This window comes from Mycolicibacter senuensis (genome assembly GCF_002101885.1).
GTDB lineage: Bacteria > Actinomycetota > Actinomycetes > Mycobacteriales > Mycobacteriaceae > Mycobacterium > Mycobacterium senuense.
This window is the reverse complement of the sequence record NZ_LQPS01000050.1, coordinates 34561-55530: the sequence shown is the minus strand read 5'-3', so window position 1 is coordinate 55530 and position 20970 is coordinate 34561. Positions and strand designations below refer to the sequence as shown.

22 protein-coding genes are annotated in these 20970 nt (G+C 69.3%); 11 read left to right on the top strand and 11 right to left on the bottom strand.

Annotated features, from left to right (window positions below):
* Positions 1 to 21: 21 nt before the first annotated feature.
* Positions 22 to 1032 carry a glucose-6-phosphate dehydrogenase (coenzyme-F420) gene (fgd, locus tag AWC24_RS19015; protein ID WP_085088041.1) on the bottom strand — a complete coding sequence of 337 codons (1011 nt, stop codon included), beginning with the start codon at positions 1030 to 1032 and terminating at the stop codon, positions 22 to 24.
* Between the two features lie 56 nt (positions 1033 to 1088).
* Between fgd and AWC24_RS19010 the strand changes: the two genes are divergently transcribed.
* Positions 1089 to 1832: an MBL fold metallo-hydrolase gene (locus AWC24_RS19010; RefSeq protein WP_174813689.1), complete on the top strand. Its 744-nt coding sequence runs from the start codon at positions 1089 to 1091 to the stop codon at positions 1830 to 1832.
* Between the two features lie 217 nt (positions 1833 to 2049).
* Positions 2050 to 2454 carry a heme-binding protein gene (locus tag AWC24_RS19005; protein WP_085088033.1) on the top strand — a complete coding sequence of 135 codons (405 nt, stop codon included), beginning with the start codon at positions 2050 to 2052 and terminating at the stop codon, positions 2452 to 2454.
* 319 nt (positions 2455 to 2773) lie between these two features.
* Here the strand turns inward: AWC24_RS19005 and AWC24_RS19000 are convergent, their stop codons facing one another.
* Together AWC24_RS19000 and AWC24_RS18995 are read right to left on the bottom strand one after the other, a co-directional pair.
* Positions 2774 to 3697 (bottom strand): SAM-dependent methyltransferase, encoded by a 924-nt coding sequence (locus AWC24_RS19000; protein WP_085088031.1) that lies wholly within the window; start codon positions 3695 to 3697, stop codon positions 2774 to 2776.
* Between the two features lie 26 nt (positions 3698 to 3723).
* Positions 3724 to 4404, bottom strand: coding sequence for a potassium channel family protein (locus tag AWC24_RS18995; RefSeq protein WP_085088028.1), 681 nt, complete (start codon positions 4402 to 4404; stop codon positions 3724 to 3726).
* A gap of 157 nt (positions 4405 to 4561) precedes the next feature.
* Between AWC24_RS18995 and AWC24_RS18990 the strand changes: the two genes are divergently transcribed.
* Positions 4562 to 6058 carry a potassium/proton antiporter gene (locus AWC24_RS18990; protein WP_085088025.1) on the top strand — a complete coding sequence of 499 codons (1497 nt, stop codon included), beginning with the start codon at positions 4562 to 4564 and terminating at the stop codon, positions 6056 to 6058.
* Positions 6059 to 6109: 51 nt separating this feature from the next.
* Here AWC24_RS18990 and AWC24_RS18985 read toward each other — a convergent pair whose 3' ends face one another.
* On the bottom strand, positions 6110 to 7225 hold the full coding sequence (locus tag AWC24_RS18985) for an alkaline phosphatase family protein (protein ID WP_085088022.1): 1116 nt from the start codon (positions 7223 to 7225) through the stop codon (positions 6110 to 6112).
* Positions 7226 to 7266: 41 nt separating this feature from the next.
* Complete coding sequence (locus AWC24_RS22250; protein WP_234807439.1) at positions 7267 to 7803, bottom strand: hypothetical protein; 537 nt, start codon at positions 7801 to 7803, stop codon at positions 7267 to 7269.
* A gap of 402 nt (positions 7804 to 8205) precedes the next feature.
* Between AWC24_RS22250 and AWC24_RS18975 the strand changes: the two genes are divergently transcribed.
* From AWC24_RS18975 to AWC24_RS18965, 3 genes are all read left to right on the top strand, one after another.
* Complete coding sequence (locus AWC24_RS18975; protein ID WP_085088016.1) at positions 8206 to 9744, top strand: acyl-CoA synthetase; 1539 nt, start codon at positions 8206 to 8208, stop codon at positions 9742 to 9744.
* A 147-nt stretch (positions 9745 to 9891) separates the two neighbouring features.
* A complete protein-coding gene (locus AWC24_RS18970; protein ID WP_085088012.1) occupies positions 9892 to 10653 on the top strand; it encodes an isocitrate lyase/PEP mutase family protein in 762 nt (253 codons plus the stop codon).
* Between the two features lie 72 nt (positions 10654 to 10725).
* A complete protein-coding gene (locus tag AWC24_RS18965; protein ID WP_085088010.1) occupies positions 10726 to 11580 on the top strand; it encodes an SDR family oxidoreductase in 855 nt (284 codons plus the stop codon).
* Positions 11581 to 11587: 7 nt separating this feature from the next.
* On the opposite strand, the gene AWC24_RS18960 is transcribed toward AWC24_RS18965, so the two are convergent.
* Genes AWC24_RS18960 through purT form a run of 3 tightly spaced genes read right to left on the bottom strand, consistent with a single transcriptional unit; the run spans position 11588 to position 14589 of the window.
* The gene (locus tag AWC24_RS18960; RefSeq protein ID WP_272937720.1) at positions 11588 to 12877 is read right to left on the bottom strand and encodes an O-succinylhomoserine sulfhydrylase; all 1290 of its coding nucleotides are present in this window, start codon (positions 12875 to 12877) and stop codon (positions 11588 to 11590) included.
* Positions 12874 to 13278, bottom strand: coding sequence for a rhodanese-like domain-containing protein (locus tag AWC24_RS18955; protein ID WP_085088004.1), 405 nt, complete (start codon positions 13276 to 13278; stop codon positions 12874 to 12876). The genes AWC24_RS18960 and AWC24_RS18955 overlap by 4 nt, the downstream gene beginning before the upstream one ends.
* Positions 13279 to 13323: 45 nt before the next feature.
* On the bottom strand, positions 13324 to 14589 hold the full coding sequence (gene purT / locus AWC24_RS18950) for a formate-dependent phosphoribosylglycinamide formyltransferase (protein ID WP_085088001.1): 1266 nt from the start codon (positions 14587 to 14589) through the stop codon (positions 13324 to 13326).
* A gap of 142 nt (positions 14590 to 14731) precedes the next feature.
* Here purT and AWC24_RS18945 point away from each other — a divergent pair, with 142 nt between their 5' ends.
* Positions 14732 to 15118: a DoxX family protein gene (locus AWC24_RS18945; protein ID WP_085087998.1), complete on the top strand. Its 387-nt coding sequence runs from the start codon at positions 14732 to 14734 to the stop codon at positions 15116 to 15118.
* On the opposite strand, the gene AWC24_RS18940 is transcribed toward AWC24_RS18945, so the two are convergent.
* Both AWC24_RS18940 and AWC24_RS18935 read right to left on the bottom strand, forming a co-directional pair.
* Positions 15098 to 15736 (bottom strand): PaaI family thioesterase, encoded by a 639-nt coding sequence (locus AWC24_RS18940; RefSeq protein ID WP_085087995.1) that lies wholly within the window; start codon positions 15734 to 15736, stop codon positions 15098 to 15100. The genes AWC24_RS18945 and AWC24_RS18940 overlap by 21 nt on opposite strands.
* Entirely contained in the window at positions 15733 to 17031 is a 1299-nt protein-coding gene (locus AWC24_RS18935; RefSeq protein WP_085087992.1) for an adenylosuccinate synthase, read from the bottom strand. Before AWC24_RS18935 ends, AWC24_RS18940 begins: the two co-directional genes overlap by 4 nt.
* Before the next feature lie 54 nt (positions 17032 to 17085).
* On the opposite strand from AWC24_RS18935, the gene AWC24_RS18930 reads away from it, so the two are divergent.
* Genes AWC24_RS18930 through AWC24_RS18920 form a run of 3 tightly spaced genes read left to right on the top strand, consistent with a single transcriptional unit; the run spans position 17086 to position 19520 of the window.
* Positions 17086 to 17775: a peptidase M50 gene (locus AWC24_RS18930; protein ID WP_407663475.1), complete on the top strand. Its 690-nt coding sequence runs from the start codon at positions 17086 to 17088 to the stop codon at positions 17773 to 17775.
* A 27-nt stretch (positions 17776 to 17802) separates the two neighbouring features.
* Positions 17803 to 18588 (top strand): site-2 protease family protein, encoded by a 786-nt coding sequence (locus AWC24_RS18925; RefSeq protein ID WP_085087987.1) that lies wholly within the window; start codon positions 17803 to 17805, stop codon positions 18586 to 18588.
* A gap of 44 nt (positions 18589 to 18632) precedes the next feature.
* On the top strand, positions 18633 to 19520 hold the full coding sequence (locus tag AWC24_RS18920; RefSeq protein WP_085087984.1) for a cation diffusion facilitator family transporter: 888 nt from the start codon (positions 18633 to 18635) through the stop codon (positions 19518 to 19520).
* Positions 19521 to 19541: 21 nt separating this feature from the next.
* Here the strand turns inward: AWC24_RS18920 and AWC24_RS18915 are convergent, their stop codons facing one another.
* The gene (locus AWC24_RS18915; RefSeq protein WP_085088186.1) at positions 19542 to 19958 is read right to left on the bottom strand and encodes a DUF3151 domain-containing protein; all 417 of its coding nucleotides are present in this window, start codon (positions 19956 to 19958) and stop codon (positions 19542 to 19544) included.
* A gap of 108 nt (positions 19959 to 20066) precedes the next feature.
* Between AWC24_RS18915 and AWC24_RS18910 the strand changes: the two genes are divergently transcribed.
* Positions 20067 to 20948: an Rv0361 family membrane protein gene (locus AWC24_RS18910; RefSeq protein WP_109560563.1), complete on the top strand. Its 882-nt coding sequence runs from the start codon at positions 20067 to 20069 to the stop codon at positions 20946 to 20948.
* Positions 20949 to 20970 lie beyond the last annotated feature (22 nt).

Sequence of the window (20970 nt, the reverse complement as noted above, 5' to 3'; positions counted from 1 at the left end):
GGCATAGAGGTCGCTGGTCGATCAACCCAGCCGGCGCAACCGCGGCTCCAGGTCGGTTTTGAACAGCTCCAGGAAGCGCCGCTGGTCGTGTCCGGGGGCGTGGAATACCAGGTGGTTCAGGCCCCACTTCACGTACTGTCCGACCTGCTCCACCGCCTCGTCGGGGTCCGACGCGACGATCCAGCGCTTGGCGATCTGTTCGATCGGCAGCGCATCGGCGGCCTTCTCCATCTCGATCGGGTCGTCGATGGAGTGCTTCTGTTCGGCGCTCAGCGACAGCGGCGCCCAGAACCGGGTGTTGTTCAGCGCCAACTCGGGATCCGGATCGTAGGAGATCTTGATCTCGATCATCTTGTCGATCCCGTCGACGTCCCGCTCGGCGGCCGCCGCACCTTCGTGCACGGCCGGCATCAGCTTCTCGGTGTAGAGCTCTTCGCCCTTGCCGGAGGTGCAGATGAAGCCGTCACCGGCCCGGCCGGCGTATTTCGCCACCGCCGGACCGCCCGCCGCGATGTAGACCGGCACACCGCCGTCGGGCACGTCGTAGATCGAGGCGCCCTTGAGGCTGTAGTAGTCGCCGTCGAAATCGACCCGCTCGCCTCGCCACAGCTCGCGCATCAGCCGCACCGACTCGCGCAGCCGGGCGAACCGCTCCTTGAACGCGGGCCACTCGCCGATGAAGCCGGTGGCGATCTCGTTCAGCGCCTCGCCGGTGCCCACTCCCAGGAAGACCCGCTGGGGGTACAGGCAGCTCATCGTGGCGAAGGCCTGCGCGACGACGGCCGGGTTGTACCGGAACGTCGGGGTCAGCACCGAGGTCCCCAGCTGGAGCTTCTTGGTGCGCTCGCCGACCGCGGTCATCCAGGCCAGTGAGAACGGGGCGTGCCCGCCTTCGTGGCGCCAGGGTTGGAAGTGGTCGCTGACGGTGGCGCTGTCCATGCCGTGCGACTCGGCGGCCACGCCGAGTTCCACCAGTTCCCGCGGTCCAAACTGCTCCGCCGATGCCTTGTATCCGAGTTTCAGTTCCGCCATATCCACCTTTTCTACTCTCCCGTGATCTTCCTAGACTCACGGGCATGGGTGCGAGGCTGGTCGAGGTGGTTCCGGTGACCGAGCGGGTCTACTTGGCCCGCGGCGAGGCGGTCAACTGGTTGTTGGTGACCGACGACACCGGCGTACTGCTCATCGACGCAGGTTACCCCGGCGACCGCACCGACGTGCTGGCGTCGCTGGGCGCACTGGGGTACAGCGCGGCCGAGGTGCGCGCGGTACTGCTCACCCACGCCCACGTCGACCATTTCGGCGCGGCGATCTGGCTCGCCAAGACCTACGGAACACCGGTCTACTGCCACGCCGACGAAGTGGGACACGCCAAGCGGGAGTATCTGGAGCAGGCTTCGCCGCTGGCGGTGGCCCCGCAGCTGTGGCGGCCGAGTTGGGCGCGGTGGAGCCTGCACGTGCTGCGCAACGGTGGCCTGAACCGCGAGGGCATCCCATCCGCCCAGCCGCTGACCGGGGAGGTCGCCGCCGGTCTGCCCGGCCAGCCGGCCGCCATCCCCACCCCGGGTCACACTCGCGGCCACTGCTCGTATCTGGTCGATGGCGTGCTGGCCAGCGGGGACGCGCTGATCACCGGCCACCCGGTGCTGGCGCATACCGGACCGCAGTTGCTGCCGGCACTGTTCAGCCACAGCCAGCGAGACTGCATCCGCAGCCTGTCGGCCTTGGCATTGCTGGAGACCGAGGTGCTCGCGCCGGGTCACGGCGACGTATGGCGGGGCCCGATCCGGGAGGCCGCCGAGGCCGCAATCGGCCGTGCAGGCAAACCCTAAGGTCACGATCCGATAAGCGCTGATCCCGGAGTTTAAGAGCGCCCTTACCGACCGGTTCCGCATCTGCGGCGCGCTTTCCCCAATCGACCGGCGACTGCTGGACCGGTTGGCGCAGAGCGCATTCGGGTGTGCTCCACGACACACAGCGCTGCTAACGACCGCGCGTACCTTGGGCTCCGGACGGGAATTGCATTCACTCACCCGGAAGGAAACATCCATGTCGAAACCCCTCGGCGTCACCATGATTCGGCGACTCGGCCCCGGCGCCGGATTGCTGGGCGCCACTGGATTCTTGATGGCCACCCTGATCGCCGCACCGTCGGCATCAGCGGCGCCGGACTGCAGTCACGCGGCGGTGACGAGCACCGTCGACTCGGTCACCGGTTCGGCTCGGCAGTACCTGAGCACTCACCCCGGCGCCAACGCGGTGGTGAACCAGGCGATCAGCGCACCGCGGCCGCAGGCTGCGGCGGACGTGCGCAGCTATTTCACCGCTAACCCGCAGGAGTACTACGAGTTGCGTGGCATCCTCGCGCCGATCGGTGAGAAGCAACGGCAGTGCCAGACGACGGTGCTTCCGCCCGAATTGGCTTCGGCCTACGCCGAATTCATGGCTGGATAAACCCTGCTGCGAAACTGACGGTGCAACCGGGCCCCGGTGCGGCCGAGGGCGAGCCCTCCAGCCCCGCCGGGGCCCCGGTCTGTCGCGGGTCGGTCGGCCGGGCGGGCGGTGCTCCTCCTGCCGCAGTCACTACTTGGCCCTTCAAACCAGGGACGCCCTCCGAGAATTCGCTGTGTGTTGACTGCAAGGTAGTTTTCGAAAGCCGCTCTTGGACAAACCGAGTGGCAGCGACCGCCCTGCGCAGTGACGAGGTTCGCACAAGTTGCCACGTGATCTGAGATAAATTCTCCCGCAATACTTCCCGCGCCTACAGAGGGAATCAGCGATCAGAGGTACGGGTGGCGGCGACGTAACGGATCACCGCCGGGGCGCCGTCGAGTTCGCGATCGCTCAGCCGTGGCAGCCGTGCCGCGGAGAACAACTCGGCGATCCCGGATTCAACCGTCGCCCATCCGCTTTCCTTCAGGTGCCGCACCACATCGGTGTGCTCTCCGGAATAGAACGGCCCGGGCCCGGTCAGACTCAGGCCGCGTCGCCGCCAGCGCTCGACGAGCGACTCGTGATGCACCGCCTGCGGCCGACTCGGCGGCACCGCGTGGTCGGCGGCGAGCCGGCTGCCCGGGGCGCTGAGCGCGGTGACGCCGTCGAGCAGCCGATTCTGGGCATCCGACGGCACATACCAGACCAGCAGACCCTCGATGATCCACGCGGTGGGTGCGGCGGCGTCGAAACCCACTCGCCGCAGTGCGGTCAGCCAGTCGCCGCGCAGATCGACACCGACCGCGCGACGGTTGACGCTGGGCACGCAGCCCCAGTCGCGCATGGTGGTGGCCTTGAAGTCGACCACCGCAGGATGATCCACCTCGTAGACGGTGGTCTCGGCCGGCCACCACAACCGATAGGCGCGGGTGTCCAGCCCCGACCCCAGCATCACCGCCTGGCGGATCCCGCCGCGCGCGGCGTCGGTCAGAAACGCGTCGAAGAAGTTGGTGCGCGCCGCGGAGAACTCCGCCAGCCGCGGAAATCCGCCGTCCTTGCCCAGCCGGCTGATGTCGAGGTCCCCGTCGGCCACCCGGACGCAGAACTCCAGGCCCACCTTGTGCACCAACGGCGCGGCGAACGGGTCGTTGATCAATTCGCGCGATGTCGCCGCGGCCCGCGCCGCGGCCAGCACCGTCGCGATCACGCCGGCGCCGGTCGCCAGGCTCGCCGTGTCATCCCCGGAAGCAGCTGCCGTGTTCATCGCTGTCCACCGCGGCGGCACGGCGGTCAAAGCGTTCTTCTGCCGGCCGGCACCCCATGCACGACCGCTCGGACCTGATCGTCCATCCCGCTGACCGACGCGAACAGCATCTCGTCGCCGGCCCGCAGCGCATCGGCGGTTCGCGGCAGGATGACCGCGTCGCCACGCAGCACCGCGAGCAGGGCGGCGCCCTCCGGCAGCGCGATATCGCAGATCTGCCGGCCGATCAGTGGATTGTCTTCGGGCAGTGTCAGTTTGGTCAGGCTGGCCTGACCGCGCCGCAAGCCCATCAACGGCACCAGGTGGCCGACGTCGATGGCGCCCTCCACTGCGGCGACCATCGCGCGGGGTGTGGAGACCGCCACGTCGATGCCCCACTCCTCGGTGAACAACCGCTCGTTGCGCGCGTTGTTGACCCGGGCCACCACCCGGGCCACCCCGAACTCGGCCTTGGCCAGCAGCGCGGTGGCCAGGTTCGCCTTGTCGTCGCCGGTGGCGGCGATCACCACATCACAGATCTCGATGCCGCATTCCTGCAGCGCGGACAACTCACAGGCGTCGGCCAGCAGCCACTCGGCTTCCGGGACGGAGTGGGGATCGTAGTGCGCCGGGTTGCGCTCGATGAGCAGCACCCGGTGGCCGTCACCGATCAGTTCTCGCGCCACCGATCTCCCGACCGCGCCGGCGCCGGCGATCCCGACCCGCATGATCGCTCACCTCATCCCCGCATCGCTCCCGGCTGCTCCGGGTGTACCACAGTCGTGACAGCCGTACTGATTTACTGACAGATAACACGAACCCGCTGTCCTTGAGCGAATCACACGAGCGGGTTCGGCCACCACCGCCGGTTCGAATGGGAATCAGATGACCCTGGAGCAGCTCTACCTGGCCCTGCTGATCGGGGGCCTGGTTCTGCTCGCCAGCATCATCGCGACCCGCGCCGCGGACCGGGTGGGTCTGCCCAGCCTGCTGCTGTTCCTGTTCGTCGGGGTGGCGATCGGCAATGACGGGCTGGGGCTGGACTTCTCCGACGTGCAACTGGCCAGCGACCTGGGCACCACCGCGTTGGCGGTGATCCTGGTCGAAGGCGGCTTGACGACGAAGTTCGCCAACATTCGCAAGCTCCTCGCCCCGGCGGCGGTGCTGGCCACCGTCGGCGTGGTGGTCAGCATGGGGGTGATCGCGGTGGCCGCGCACCTGCTGCTGGGGATCAGCTGGCAGCTGGCCTTCCTGCTGGGCGCGATCGTCTCGCCCACCGACGCGGCCGCGGTCTTCTCCATCCTGCGCGTCTTGCCGCTGCCGCGGCGGGTGGCCGGCCTGCTGGAGGCCGAGTCCGGTTTCAACGACGCGCCAGCGGCGATCGTGGTGCTGATGCTGAGCACCACGCCGCTGACCATCGCGCCGGTGCACGCCATCGCCGACGTGGTCTTCGAGTTGGCGGTGGGGTCGGCGATCGGCTTGGTCGCCGGGCTGCTCGGGGCGATGACGCTGCGCCGTGCCGCCCTTCCGGCCTCCGGCCTGTACCCGTTGGCGACGTTCGGGCTGGGCATGGTGGCGTTCGCGGCGGCCGCGTGGGTGCACGGCAGCGGGTTCATCGCCGCCTACCTCGCCGGGGTGGTGCTGGCGAACTCCGGCCTGCCGCATCGCGCGGCCATCCGCTCGTTCGCCGAGGGGCTGGGCTGGCTGGCGCAGATCGGCCTGTTCGTGTTGCTCGGCCTATTGGTGAGCCCCAGCCAGCTGCGCGGGGAGCTGGTCCCGGCGCTGCTGATCGGGGCGGTGCTGCTGTTGCTGAGCCGGCCGCTGTCGGTGGTGGCATCGCTGATCTGGTTCAAGGTGCCGTGGCGCGAACAGATCTTCCTGTCCTGGGCGGGCCTGCGCGGCGCGGTTCCGATCGTGCTCGCGACGTTCCCGATCGTCGAGGGCGTGCCGGACAGCTACCGACTGCTCAACATCGTGTTCATCCTGGTGGTGGTGTACACCGTGGTCCAGGGACCGAGTCTGGGACTGTTCGCGCATTGGCTGGGGCTGATCTCGCGGGACGCCACCCGCGAGATCCAGGTGGAGGCGGCACCACTGGACGTCCTGGAGGCCGAGCTGTTGACGATGACGGTGCAGCCGGAATCGAGGCTGCACAACGTCTCGGTGCTCGAGTTGCGGCTGCCCGACCCGAGCGTCATCACGCTGATCATCCGCAAGGGCGAAACCTTCGTCCCGCAGCCCGACACCCGGATCACCGTCGGAGACGAACTGCTCATCGTCACCACCACCAAGACCCGCTTGTCGGCCGAACGCCGGCTGCGCGCGGTCAGCCGGCGCGGCAAACTTGCGCACTGGTTCGACGAGTACGGCGACTCGGAGTGAGCCCCTGGCGTTGATGCGATGAAGGGGCGGGGCCTCCGCTCCTTCATCGCATCAACGCAGGGTGATCAGCGGGATCGCGGTCTCGACCGGATTGAGACCGCCGTGGAAGCCCACCAGTTGCGCCGTCTGGGGCGGCTCGTGTTCGGTCGCCAGGATCGCGGTGTCGCCGGTGCAGGTCACCAAGATGTCGCCGATGCGCGCCAGGTGCTCCTCGCGCACCGGCCCGAAGACGCCGGCGGCCACCGCATCGTCGCGGCTGTGCACCGTCGCCCGCCCGGCCAGCAGTTCAGTCCAGGCCGCCAGCACGTCGGCCGTCGCGCCGGCCTCGGTGTGCAGGTAACGCACCCGCGGCTCGCCGGCCACCACCCGAATGCCCGCGCGTAGCCGCGGATCCGCGTCCAGGTCGATACGGGCCGGGTCGGGCACGTTGAGCCCACCGTGATCCGCGGTCACCACCAGCGCCGCATCGCCGGGCAACCGCTCGACGAGATGACGCAGCAGGGCATCCACCTTCGCTGCCGCGCTGTGCCAGTGCGGCGAGCCGATGCCCGAGACGTGCGCGGCGTGGTCGAGCGCCGCGGTGTAGCCATAGACCAGGCCGGGTGCCGCCGCCAGTTCCGCGGCGACCCGCGCAGCGTAGTGCTCGCCCTTGACGGTCGGGCGAAACTCCGCGCCGCGGTAGGCGGCCTCCGTGAGCCCGCTGCCGACGAACATCTCCGGCAGCACCGCGCGGGCGGCGATGCCGGCGTCACGGAGTCGCTCGAACCAAGTCGGCACCGGTTGCCAGGCAGCCGGTGGCGGGTCGTCTCGCCAGAAGATGTGGGTGAGCACCCGGTCGGTGTCGGGAACGTTGAGCGTGAAGCCCAGCACCCCGTGTTCTCCCGGCCGCACACCGGTCCCCAACGAGACCAGGCTGGTCGGGGTAGTGGACGGGAAGGTGCAGGACAGCTCGGTCAGCTGGCCGGTGGTGCCGGCCAGCACCGAGGCCAGCAGCGGGGCGTCCTCGGCCAACTGTGGCAACAGGTGATGGCCCAGCCCGTCGACCAACACCACCGCCACCCGCCGCACATCGCCGATCCGTTCGCCCAGCCCGAGCAGGTCGGTTGCGTCGGGAGCCCCGAGCGCGGCCGCCACCGACGGCAGGATGTCGCAGATCGAACCGGGCACCCGGCCAGCCTGCCAGCTGCCCGGCTACCGCCGCTGCCCGGCTACGGCTGCGGGGCCGGCGGCACCACCGCGGCGCCGCCGGCGCTGCTGGTGTTGGCCTTGGTCTTCGCGGCGCCCGGGTTGGAGCCGCCGGAACCGCCGGGGCCGCCACCGCTGCCACCGCCGGGCCCGCCACCGCTGCCACCGGAGCCGCTGCCGGGCATGCCGAACTTCGGCAGGCTCGGCAGGTTGTTGGAACCGCCGCTCGCACTGCTGTGTTCGTCACCCTCGGTCGAGTCGGACGGATCGTTGGTCGGCGCGCCGGGGGCCGACTCGGCAGGACCGTCGGCGGGGCTCGACGAGTCGTGGAACAACTGGTCGAGCTGGCTCAGCGGGTCCTGCAGGACACCGAGGTCACCGATATCCGCCGAATCTGGCGGCAGACCACCCCAGTCCGGATCGGCTCCAGCGCCCAGCAGGGGGTCGAGCAGGTCGTCGAAGTCGGCATGCGCGGCCGGTGCGGCCAACAGGCAACAGCTCACCGCCAACAACGCCGTGACTACCCGGCGACCTGAACCGCCACCCCGGCGACCGCTCATCTGTGAAGCCCTTCCTCACCTGCCGGGCAATGGTCAGCGCGGCGAGCATGAACCTAGCGCTTTGAAGTCCAAATGCGCGAGCCGAAAAGTACGCCGAATAGCAATGTTCAATGGCCGTTCACCTACCGTCACCCAGCAAGCCACCGGCCACACATCGACCCAACATTTCCCCAGGTGAGAGTGCTAATTGAGACCCCCGTCACAATGGCTCACAGTTAAAATCAACGCGAACAATTCCATTGCCCACATAAAAGCGCTCGCCGTTCTCATCTTTATTTGAATTGCCGGTGTGCCGGCGCCACAAAAAATCAGGTCGAGCGTTAATTGCCGCGACCGTCGGCGATGAAGTCGGCCCCGCCGAATCGTGCCCCGGCGCAAGCCTGCGCAGCTAGCGTTCATCGAGTGACCACAGCTCCGATCGACCTCGGCTCCTGGATCGCTCGGCGGGCGGCGGCAACACCGCGGCTGACGGCGATCACCTTCGGCGAAAACACTTGGACCTATGGGGATTTCGCGGACCGCATCGACCGCTTGGCGGCCGAACTGGTCACCGGCGGGATGCGCCGCGGCGACCGGGTCGGCTATGTCGGCCTCAACCATCCCGACTTTCTGGTCACGCTGTTCGCCGCCGCCCGGATCGGCGCCGCATTCGTACCGCTGAACTGGCGACTCACCGCCGACGAGCTCTGCTACATCCTGGGCAACGCGCAGGTGCACACCCTGCTGGCCGACGCCGAGCGCGCCACCGCGATCGACCCGGTGCGCACCGAGGCCGGCCTGCGACGCACGATCGCGCTGAGCCCGGTGTCCGACTGGGAAGTCGCCGACACATTGCTCGCCGGCCGTGCTCCGCTGGCCGAACCGGTGCATGCCGCGCCCGACGACGTGGCGGTGATCATGTACACCTCGGGCACCACCGGGCGACCCAAGGGCGCCATGCTCACCCACGCAAACCTGTTCTGGAACAACATCAATGCGCTGTTGTCGTTCGACACCAGCCAGCAGGATGTGTCGCTCGTGTGCGCACCGTTGTTTCACATCGGCGGACTCAACGTCACCACGCTGCTGACCCTGCAGAAGGGGGGTCGGATCGTGCTGATGCCGGCCTTCGACCCGGCCGAGGCGCTGAAGCTCATCGCCGAGCACCGGGTCACCACCATGTTCGGGGTACCGGCAATGTTCCTGTTCATGAGCCAGTTGCCGCAGTTCGCCGAAGCCGACCTGTCCAGCGTGCGGCACTTCGTCTGCGGCGGCGCCCCGGTGCCCGAGGCGCTGATCCACCGCTACGGCGAGCGGGGCATCCCGTTCGCACAGGGCTACGGACTCACCGAGACGGCGCCGCTGGCGTTGGTACTGCGCACCGACGAGGTCGGCGTGAAGATCGGCGCCGCGGGCAATCAGGTCTTGCCGCTGTCGGATGTGCGCCTGGTCGACGCCAACAACGTCCCGGTGCCGGCCGGGACGCGCGGGGAGATCTGCGTGCGCGGGCCGCAGGTGATGGCCGGCTACTGGCGCAATCCCGAGGCCACCGCCGCGGTGATCGACGCCGAGGGATGGTTCCACACCGGCGACATCGGCCAGGCCGATGACGAGGGCTACGTCTGGGTGATCGACCGGGTGAAGGACATGGTGATCTCCGGCGGCGAGAACGTCTACCCGGCCGAGGTCGAAGACGTGCTCTACGGACATCCGGCGGTGGCCGAGGTCGCCGTGCTGGGCACCCCGCACGAGAAGTGGGGCGAGGCGGTGACCGCGGTGGTGGTGCTGCGCCCGGGTGCGACGTTGGCGCTGGAGGAACTGCGCGAGTTCGCCCGCGACAAGCTGGCGGCGTTCAAACTGCCGATCCGGCTGGAGGTCGTCGACGCCCTCCCCCGAACCCAGTCCGGCAAGGTCGTGAAATACCAGCTGCGCGAGGTGGTCTCGGAACAGCGAAACGAGTGAGAGCCGTCAGGCTCGGCTGCTGCGCGGCGCGGGCCGCCCGGGCAAACCGGGCCTCGACAGACCCGTTGGCCGGTTTCGGTCGAAAGTTCACCGAAAAAGCCCGCCCCGACAGCCGGGCAGCAAATACCACATGGAAGAGTTGGAGAAATGACGAGTCACGAGGTTCTTGGGCAGCGGGCGGCGGCGTTCCTGGCGATGCACCAGCCGGGCAACCCGGTGATCCTGCCCACCGTGTGGGATGTGTGGTCGGCGAAGCTGGCCGTGGGTGCCGGTTTCACCGCGTTGACGGTCGGCAGCAAGCCGGTGGCCGAATCGATGGGCCGCAGCGACGGCGAAGGGATGTCGTTCGCCGAGGTGCTGGGCAGGGTCCGCCAGATCACCGCCGCCGTCGACGTGCCGGTGTCGCTCGACATCGAATCCGGCTACGCCGAATCCCCCCAGCGGCTGGTCGAGGGCCTATTGGATGCCGGCGTCGTCGGCGCCAATATCGAGGACTCGGTGCACAGCGAGGACAAGCGGCTGCGGTCCGCGGCCGAGCACGCCGAGTACGTCTCCGCACTGCGCGAGGCGGCCGATGACGCGGGCACCCACCTCGTGATCAACGCCCGCACCGATCTGTTCCTGCGCAAGGACGGCGATGACGCCGATCGCATCGACCGCGCCATCGCCCGGCTCACCGCCTGCGCCGAGTCGGGCGCCGACGTGCTCTACCCGGTGGGCCGCCACGACGCGGACACCTTGCGCGCCCTGGCCGCCGGGCTGCCCAAGCCGGTCAACGCGCTCGCCGCGCCTGACCAGGACGAGCCCGCCTCGTTCGGCCGGCTCGGCATCGGGCGGGTCAGCTTCGGTCCGCTGTTGCAGGTCAGCCTGGGTAAGCACGCCGGCGAGATCCTGGGCCGCTGGACCTGAGAACCCGCCGGTCCGCGGTCCGCAGCGGGAGATCGTCGACGGAAGAACTTGACACCTGTTAAATTCCTCGGTGTGGACAACATCCGCGGTAAGACCATCGCCATCACCGGCGCCGCCCGTGGCATCGGGCTGGCGACCGCCACCGCCCTGCTGCGCCGCGGCGCCCGCGTCGTCATCGGCGACCGCGACACCCATGCGCTCAACGAGGCGGTAAAGCAACTCGGCGCCGGCAGCCCGGTCAGCGGCCACCCCCTCGACGTCACCGACCGCGAGTCGTTCTCGATGTTCCTGGACAAGGCCCGCGCCGACGGGGACGGCCACATCGACGTGCTGATCAACAATGCCGGCGTGATGCCGGTCGGCCCCTTCCTCAAGCAGACGCCGGAGACCTTCCGGTCGGCCACCGAGGTCAACTTCTACGGCGTGCTCAACGGCTGCCAACTGGTTCTTCCGGAGATGATCAAACGCCGCAGCGGCCACATCATCAATATCGCCTCGATGGCCGGGATCGTGGCCGTACCCGGCCAAGTGCTCTACGCCGGAACGAAATTCGCGGTGGTGGGCCTGACCACCGCGATGGCCGACGAGTTCGCCCCGCAGGGCGTAGCGGTCAGCGCGGTGCTGCCGACGTTCACCAACACCGAATTGATCTCGGGCACCACGCCGTCGGCCGCGCAGAAGCCGGTCGAGCCCCAAGACGTCGCGGCCGCGGTGGTCAAGGTGCTCGACAAGCCGAAGACATTGGTGTCGGTGCCCGGCTTCGGGCGCCGCACCGCGATCCTGGCGACCCTGCTACCGGATCGCGGTCGCCGCTGGCTGAACAAGAAAACCGGCAACAACACGGTGTTCCTGCAGTTGGACAACGAGGCCCGGCGAGCCTACGAAGACCGTGCGCAACACGCCACCGGCGTCATCGAAAACGACTGACCGGCAACTATCCCAGCGCCTGGTCCAGATCGGCGATCAGGTCGTCAACGCCTTCCAGCCCCACCGAGATCCGCACCACCCCGTCACCGAGCCCGATCGCGGCCCGCCCGTCGGGCCCCATCGCCCGGTGAGTGGTGGTCGCCGGGTGGGTGACCAGTGACTTCACATCCCCCAGATTGTTGGAGATGTCGATCAGCCTCAGCTTGTCCAACAGCTCGAATGCCCGCTGCTTGGCCGTACTCTCGGGCGCGTCGAGCTCGAAGGTGACGACGGTTCCCCCGCCCGACATCTGCCGGCGCGCCAGGTCGTACTGCGGATGCGATGACAGAAACGGATACCGCACCCAGCGCACCGCGCGATGCTGTTCCAGGTACTCCGCGATCCGCAACGCCGCGGCATTGGCGTAGTCGACCCGAACAGCCAGTGTTTCAAGACCTTTCAACAGCAACCAGGCGTTGAACGCGCTGATCGCCGGGCCGGTGTGACGCATCAGGTTCTGCACCGGACCGTCGATGTACTCCTGGTCGCCCAGGATCGCCCCGCCGAGCACCCTGCCCTGCCCGTCGAGGTGCTTGGTGCCCGAGTACACCACCACATCCACTCCGAGCGGAAAGCCCTGCTGCAGCAGCGGGGTGGCGAACACGTTGTCCAGCACCACTTTCGCGCCGGCAGCATGCGCCAGCTCGGTGACCGCGGCGATGTCGACCAGCGCCTGCATCGGGTTGGACGGCGTCTCGAAGAACACCGCTTTAGTGGGCTTGGCGGGGTCGGTCAGCGCCTGCTCCCACTGCGCCATGTCGTCGCCGTCGACGAAGACGGTCTCGACCCCCCAGCGGGGCAGGATCTCGTTGCAGACCACGAAACACGAACCGAACAGGCTGCGCGCGGCCACCAATCGGTCGCCCGCGCCCAGCAGCGCACCGAGCGCCACGAACACCGCCGCCATGCCACTGGCGGTCGCGAACGCCGCCGGGGCGCCCTCGATCAGCCGCAGCCGCTCCTCGAACATCGACACGGTCGGATTGCCGTACCGCGAGTAGACGAACCGGTCGACCTCACCGGTGAACGCCTGCTCGGCGGCGGCCGCGGAATCGTAGATGTAGCCGGAACTGAGGAACAGTGCCTCGGTGGTCTCGTCGAACTGCGAGCGCAGCAACCCGCCGCGCACCCCGATGGTCGCCTGGCTGACGCCGTCCGGCAGCGGTTTCGGGACGCGGACCGACGGTTCAGCGAGGCTCGGCGAAGGAGAGCCGACGCCGGGACCGGCGCATGAGCCCGAACGCTGCCGATCGCTCACGACTGTTTCCAGGGCAGTCCCAGTGCGCGCCAACCGGTTCCGCCGCGGTGGGACTGCGCGTCGAGGTGGCCCTCGAAACCGTCCAGCACGTTGTAGGACGGGGCGATACCGGCCGCGGTCGCGAGTTCGGCGGCGGGAATGGAGCGGTTTCCGGAGCGGCACAAAAACACCGCCGGCCCGGCCGGTACCCGGGCGGTCAGCTCTTGAGCGAAGTCCAGATTGGGGCTGCCGTCGGAGTGCACCCATTCGACGCAGACCACCTCGCGGCCCAGGCCGGCCAGATCCGGCAGACCCACGAAGCGCCATTCGGCGTCGGTGCGCACGTCGACGAGCGTCGCTGTGGGGTCGTCGCGCAGCATCGCCCAGGCCTGCTCGGGTGTGATGTCTCCTGCGTAGCTCACCTGCCGAAGTGTCGCACCCGCGGCGGGCTCACGCCACCGCGGGGGTCACGGCCACAGCTTGCCCAGAACGGCCGCGACCTGCCCGGCCCGGTCGCGGGCGACCGCCACATCCGGGCCGGTGGCCAGTGCCAAACCCAGCCTCCGGCGAGGGTGGCCCTCGTGGTGGGAGAACACCACCGCATCGCTTTCGGCCACCCGGAGCGCGTCGGCCACCACGGCCACACTGTCGGGCGCGGCCTCGGGGGCGGGCGCTCCCGGCGGCCGCCGCGAGTAGATCAGCCGTGCCGCGCCGGGCGAGATCATGATGGGGTCGATCGCCAGCCCGAGGATCGCTCGTGCCTGCAGTTCGAAGCCGGAAAGCCGCTGGGTGCGCAGCGTCAATAGGGCCGCGTCGTAGGGGCGCACGTCGACGCCGGTGAAGTACACCTCGTCACCGTGAACCAGCAGTTGCACCCCGAACAGGCCGCGTCCGCCGAGCGCCCGCGCGACCCGCGCGGCGACCGATTTGGCCGCGTCCAGCGCTACCGCGGTCATCGGATAGGGCTGCCAAAGCTCCACCGTCAGTTGACCATTCGGGTCCTCTTCGCTGCGATGCCCGATCGGTGCACAGAAATCCAGTGCCGGACCGTCGGCCCCGTCGCGATGCGCGGCCAGCAACGTGACCTCGCTGTCGAACTCCACCACCCGCTCGGCCAGCACCCGCGGGTGCGCGCCCGGGCCGGCGGCCGAGACCGCGCGTTGCCAGGCGGGTTCGATGTCGCTGTCGCGCACCATCACCGAGCGGCCCTCGCCGAGCGCTCCCACCACCGGCTTGACCACCATCGGAAACCCGGCATGCCCTGCCACCGCCCGAAGTTCCTCGACCGAGCCGGCGAACCAGAACGGCGCGGTGGGCAGCCCGAGCTCGTCGGCCGCCAGGCGCCGCAGCCCCTCCGGGTTCGCGGCCAGCCGTGCGCCGCGGATGCCCGGCACCAATTCGGTGAAACCCGTGTCGACAACGGCCGTCAGCGCATCGGTGGCCACCACATCGGAGCCGACCACCACGAACTTCGGCTGCAACCACCTGATCGCCGCGGCGAGTTCGTCGTTGTCGCTCAGGTCGACCACCATCGAACGATCGGCGATCCGGTGCAACGCCGCGTCGGCGTAACGGTCGACGGCGATCACCTCGGCACCCAGCCGCTGCAGCGCCGTCACCAGTTCGCGGCTGAGCTCACCGGAGCCGAGCAACGCCACCCTGGTGCGCCCGGGGCCGTCAGCGGTCAACCGCCCGGTCTCGGACGCCCGGTCCTCCTCGGCCTCCCCGTTCAACTGCCCTACCCTCCCGCGCCAAGGCAATGTTGCATGGTGCTCAAGGATAAGGGTGAAAACGGCAGGGGGGTGTGACGACGGTGAACGCGGTGCTGCTTGACCGCGCGGGCGGTTCGGGTCTGCCGCGCCTAGAGTCGATCCCATGAGTGCCCTCACCTCGCCGAAGACCTACAACGGGCTGGCCGCCTTCCAGGCCGTCGACGCCGTGCTCTGCGCCATCCCGGTGCCCTACATCGCCAAGGCGCTCGACACCGTGGAGTGCCCCGAGCAGATCCGCCCGATCCTGCCGATCGTCAAGGTCGCCTCGGCGGTCGGCCTGCTGTCGGCGGGCCGCTTCCCGGTGCTGGCCCGGCTGACCACGGCGGCGTTGACGCTGTACTTCGTCCTCGCGGTGGGCTCCCACATCCGGGTCCGCGACAGCATCCCCAACACGGTTCCGGCCGTGTCGTTCCTGGCGCTGTTCGCCGCGATGACCATCGCGGGCCCGAGCCGCAGCGGTGCCGGCCAGTTAGGGCTGTCCCGGCAGTAGCCGCACCATCAGCCCCTGCGACTCGGCCAGCAGCGTGCCGTCGCTGTCGGTCAGTTCGGCGCTGATGAACGCTTTGCGTCCCTCGGCCTTGTCGATCCGGCCGTGGGCCACCAGCGGGGCGTCGATCGGGGTGACGTTGCGGTAGTCGACGTGCAAGAACGCCGTCCTGCTGATCGGGCGGTTCGCGGCGTGCACCACCATCCCGAACATCCAGTCGAACAGCAGCGGCAGCACGCCGCCGTGCACCGCGGAGTTGCCGCCGACGTGGAACCGGCTGAACCGCCCCGCCATCGACACCCCGTCGGGTTCGAAGCGGGTGATCCGCCACGGTGGCATCAACAGGCTGCCCATGCCCGGCAGCGACGGCGCCCGCCCGGCGGGGGCGACAGCCTGCGGCACCGGGAACTTCTCCAGCAGCCCTACCAGCGCTTCGGCCCGGTCGGCGGCGTCGTCCCAGGTGGCGTCGTCGGGGGCGGTGGACACCGCCAGGTCCTGCAGCCGCCGCATCGTGGTGACGAATCGCGCGAAGCCCGGGCTCGGGTCCACGACCGCGAAGTCCGGGAACCCGCCGTGGCTGGCGTAGTCGGGGTCGAGTTCCTCCGGCCGCTGCTCACTCACGAGTGGTCCCGCACCACATCGCGGCGCACGATGGTCTGCTCCCGGCCGGGCCCCACCCCGATGCACGAAACCTGGGCCCCGGCGATCTCTTCCAGCCGCGACACGTAGTCCCGCGCATTGGCCGGCAACTCCTCATAGGTGCGGGCGCCGGAGATGTCCTCCCACCAGCCGGGAAGTTCCTCGTAGACCGGCACGGCGCGGGCAAACTCCTCCTGGGTCATCGGCAGCTCGTCGGTACGCTTGCCGTCGACGGTGTAACCAACGCAGACCGGCACGGTTTCCAGCGTGGACAACACGTCGAGCTTGGTCAGGAAATAGTCGGTGATGCCGTTGACCCGGGTCGCATAGCGGGCGATCACCGCATCGAACCAGCCGCAGCGCCGTTGCCGGCCGGTGGTCACCCCGACCTCGCCGCCGGCCTTGGACAGGTACTCACCGTTGGCGTCGAACAGTTCGGTGGGGAACGGCCCCGAGCCGACCCGGGTGGTGTAGGCCTTCAGGATGCCCAGCACCGTGGTGATGCGGGTGGGCCCGACACCGGAGCCCACGGCGGCGCCGCCCGCGGTGGGGTTGCTCGACGTCACGAACGGATAGGTGCCGTGGTCGACGTCGAGCAGGGTGCCCTGCGAGCCTTCCAGCAGCACGTGCTCGCCACGGTCCAGCGCGCCGCCCAGCACCAGCGCGGTGTCGGCGATGCGGTGCTTGAACCCCTCGGCCTGCACCAGCAGGTCCTCGAGCACCTGCTGCGGCTCCAGCGCCTTGCGGTTGTAGATCTTGACCAGCACCTGGTTCTTGAACTCCAGGGCGGCCTCGATCTTCTGGGCGAGCGACTCCTCGTCGAGCACATCGGCGACGCGGATCCCGATCCGGGCGATCTTGTCCTGATAGCAGGGCCCGATGCCGCGGCCGGTGGTGCCGATCTTCTTGGAGCCCATGTAGCGCTCGGTCACCTTGTCGATGGCGACGTGATAGGGCATCAGCAGGTGCGCGTCGGCCGAGATCAGCAGTCGCGAGGTGTCCACCCCGCGCCGCTCCAGCCCGGCCAGCTCGTCGAGCAGCACCCCGGGGTCGACCACCACACCGTTGCCGATGATGTTGGTGACGTGCGGCGTCAGCACCCCCGACGGGATCAGGTGCAACGCGAAGTTCTCCCCGGTGGGCAGCACCACGGTGTGGCCGGCATTGTTGCCGCCCTGGTAGCGCACCACCCACTGCACTCGTTCGCCGAGTAGGTCGGTGGCCTTCCCTTTGCCCTCGTCACCCCACTGGGCGCCGATGACGACGATTGCCGGCATGGATCCTCGCTAACTGTCTTGGCTTACTGTGGTCCAGCCGGTGACTGAGCCTATCTGAAGCGATTCCCAAGGAGCGCGTTGAACACTACTAACGCCCCTGACGCCGTCGTTCTGTTGTTTGCCGGGCGGTCGTTACCCCGCCCGTTACGGGGGCTCACGGCCGTGCCCGTCAGCGACGACGCCGAGGGTGCGGTAGCCGCGGCGATCGAAAACTCTCACCGCTTGGTGGTGGTCGGTGATGACCCCGACCTGGCCTGGGTGCTGACCCGGCTGCTGCGCTCCGACCGGCTGGACGTCGAGCTGGGCTACGCGCCACCGCGACGCACCCCCGCCACCCGCGCCAACCGGCTGCCGGCCGGCCGGCGGGCGGCGCGGCGTGCCCGACACGGCACCGCCGGCCCGGTGCCGCTGATCCGCGACGACGCCGGGACCGCCCTGACCGGCGTGGGCCGTTGGCTCCCGGTCGACGGCGCCGAAACGCTGCGCGGTGAGGGGATCGTCGACGACACCGCGCTTTTCGACGGCGACGTGGCCGAGGTGCTGATCGAGCCGATCGCCGCCGCGCCGGGGTTGCGGGCCGGGATCCCGGGACGGCGCGGGCGGGTGCGCCGCTGGGTGACCGGGCGGGCCGCGCAGCTGGGCACCACGGGGGCGCTGGTGGTGCGCGACGGGGTCTACGGCACCCGGACGGTGAAACGATCCACCTTCTATCGGCACATCGAGGACTGGCTGCTCGTCCGATAGCTCCGAGGGGTCCGATAGGTTCGTGCGGTGAACGTCCGCCCGCTGCGTGGCCAGGCGGTACGGCCCAGCCCGGTCTTCCTGGCGCTGCTGGCCGTGACCGCGCTCGGCGGCGTGCTGGCCTGGCGGGCGGCCGGCGAGATCGGGCCGATGGCCTACGCCGGGGTCTTCGTGTTCGTGATCGCCGGCTGGCTGGTGTCGTTGTGCCTGCACGAATTCGGTCACGCCTTCACCGCTTGGCGGTTCGGTGACCGCGGTGTGGAGATGCGCGGCTACCTGACGCTCAACCCGCTGCGCTACACCCATCCGGGGCTATCGCTGGTGCTGCCGATGCTGTTCATCGCCCTGGGTGGTATCGGCCTGCCGGGCGGGGCGGTGTACGTGCAGACGTCGTTCATGACGCCGCTGCGGCGCACCCTGGTCAGCCTGGCCGGGCCGACGGCCAACCTGGTGCTGGCCGGGCTGCTGCTCAGCGCCACCCGGGTGTGCTACGACCCGGCGCATCCGGTGTTTTTCTCCGGGCTGGCGTTCTTGGGTTTCCTGCAGGTCACCGCGGTGGTGCTGAACCTGCTACCGGTGCCCGGACTGGACGGCTACGGCGCGTTGGAGCCGCACCTGAGCCCGGCCACCCAGCGGGCAGTGGCGCCGTTCGCGCAGTGGGGCCTGCTGGTGCTGCTGGTGCTGCTGATCTCCTCGCCGATGCTGAACCAGAAGTTCTTCGGGCTGGTGCTCTGGTTCGTCGACCTGTTCGCCGTACCGCGCCTGCTGGTGTCGTGGGGGATGAGCCTGACGCAGTTCTGGAACGCCTGGTTCTGATCGCGCAGCCCCCACGACGGCGCCGCGACATATATTTGCTAGCCATGGCCACCGGTCACGATCACCATCACACCGACTCCCGGCTGTCCCGGATGGTCATCGGGGCGGCGATCCTGAGCGCGTTCTTCGTCATCGAGCTGGGCACCGCGATCTCCATCAACTCGATCGCCCTGCTGGCTGACGCCGGCCACCTGCTCACCGACCTGGCCGCGCTGTTCATGGGGGTGGCCGCGGTGATGCTGGCCCGGCGCGGCAGCACCTCACCGTCACGCACCTACGGCTGGCACCGCGCCGAGGTGTTCACCGCGGTCGCCAACGCGGTGCTGCTGGTCGGCGTGGCGACGTTCATCCTCACCGAGGCGATCCGGCGCATCGGAACCGCGCCGGACGTGCCGGGCCTGCCGCTGATCGTCATCGCGCTGGCCGGCGTGGCGGTCAACATCGTGGTGATCCTGCTGCTGCGGTCGCACACCGAGGCCAGCCTGGCGGTGCGCGGCGCCTACATGGAAGTGGTCGCCGACACGGTCGGAAACGTCGCGGTGCTGATCGCAGGTGTCGTCACCGTGACCACCGAATGGCCCTACGCCGACGTGGTGGTCGCCGTGTTCGTCGCGCTGTGGGTGCTGCCGCGCGCCTTCGCGCTGGCCCGGGACGCGCTGCGAATCCTGTCCGAGGCCTCACCCGGCCACATCGACGTCGCCGAGCTGCGCGCGGCGCTGAGCGCCGTCGAGGGGGTCACCGACGTCCACGACCTCCACGTCTGGACGCTGGTTCCCGGCCAGGACATGGCCACCGCGCATCTGCGCACCAGTGCCGACCCCGGGCGGGTGCTCGGCGAGGCGCGGGCGGTGCTGGCCGCCCGCGGGCTGACCCACGCCACCGTCCAGGTGGAACCGCCCGGGCAGGGCGGCGATTGCCCCATCCGGTGCTGACCGGTGCGCGTCATCGCAGGGTCAGCTCAGCCCCAGTTCCGAGCGGGCGCCGGGGTCGCAATCGTCGAGCAGAGCCAGACAACGCGCCAGCTCGTCGGTCTCCCCGATGGAATCGGCGGCACGCGCCAGCGCGGCCACACACCGCAAAAAGCCCCGGTTGGGTTCATGCGCGTAGGGCACCGGGCCGTAGCCCTTCCACCCGTTGCGGCGTAGCTGGTCCAGACCCCGGTGGTAACCGGTGCGCGCGTACGCGTAGGCGGTGACCGCCTTGTCGTCGGTCAATGCCGCTTCCGCCAGCGCCGCCCACGCCACCGAGGCCGACGGATGCCCGGCCGCGACAATGGCGGGGTCCTGGTTGGCACGCAGGCCGGCCTCGGCGTCGGGGTCGCCGGGCAGCAAGATCGGATCGGGGCTGAGGAGATCACCGGTGAGAGTCACATCATCCATTCTGCCGTGCCGTCCATGGCCAGCCACTCCGGCAATCCGCCGCCCCGCTCAGTAAACTGGCGGCCAGCAGATTCGCTAGCGGGAGGACAGCAGTAGCTTATGCCGAACCCATCGGGTCCCGACCGCGACGACATCCCCGCTCCGCCCGCATCCGGTCACGAACCCGAGCCCGATGGCCCCCCGATCCAACCCGCCGAGCCCGATCAGGCCGCCGAGGTGCCGCCGGCCGTCCCTGCCGGTGACGACACCGCCACCACGGTCATTCCCGAGGCTGCTGACGCCGCACCGGCGGATGTGGATGCCGATGCCGTCACCGAGGTGATCAGCACCGAGACAGCGCCCACCGCCACCGGTTCCGGCCCGGATGGACCGCCGGAGCGACGGTTCACCGCGCCCGGGTTCGACGGGGCGACCGAGGTCATGCCGTCGGTGGGTGACGCCGACACCGAGCTCATCGCCCGGCAGTCCGGTGATGCGGGAAAGGCGATACCGCAACAGATTCCACCGCGGTTGGGCGGCAGACTGCCCGCCACCGTGTCACGCAGCTGGGGTTGGGTGCTGGCGCTCATCCTGGTCATCGTGGTGCTGGCGGTGGTCGCGGTGCTGGGCACGCTGTGGCTGACCCGCGAAGACCGGCAGGCCGCCTCGCAGGAGGAGCGGGTCCGCGGCACCATCTCGAACTTCGACATCGCCATGCAGAACGGCGACCTGGCTGCGCTGCGCAGTCTGACCTGCGGCGACATCCGCGACCGCTACGTCAACTACGACCAGAAGGCGTGGGACGAGACCTACCGGCGGATCGCGGCGGCCAAGCAGTACCCGGTGGTCGCCAGCATCGACGAGGTCGTGGTCAACGACGGCCACGCCGAAGCCAATGTCACCGCGTTCATGGCCTACGCGCCACGCGTCCGCTCAACCCGCAGCTTCGACCTGCAGTTCCGCGACGACCAGTGGAAGATCTGCCAGTCGCACGGCGGGTGAACCCAGCCACGTTGACGCTGCG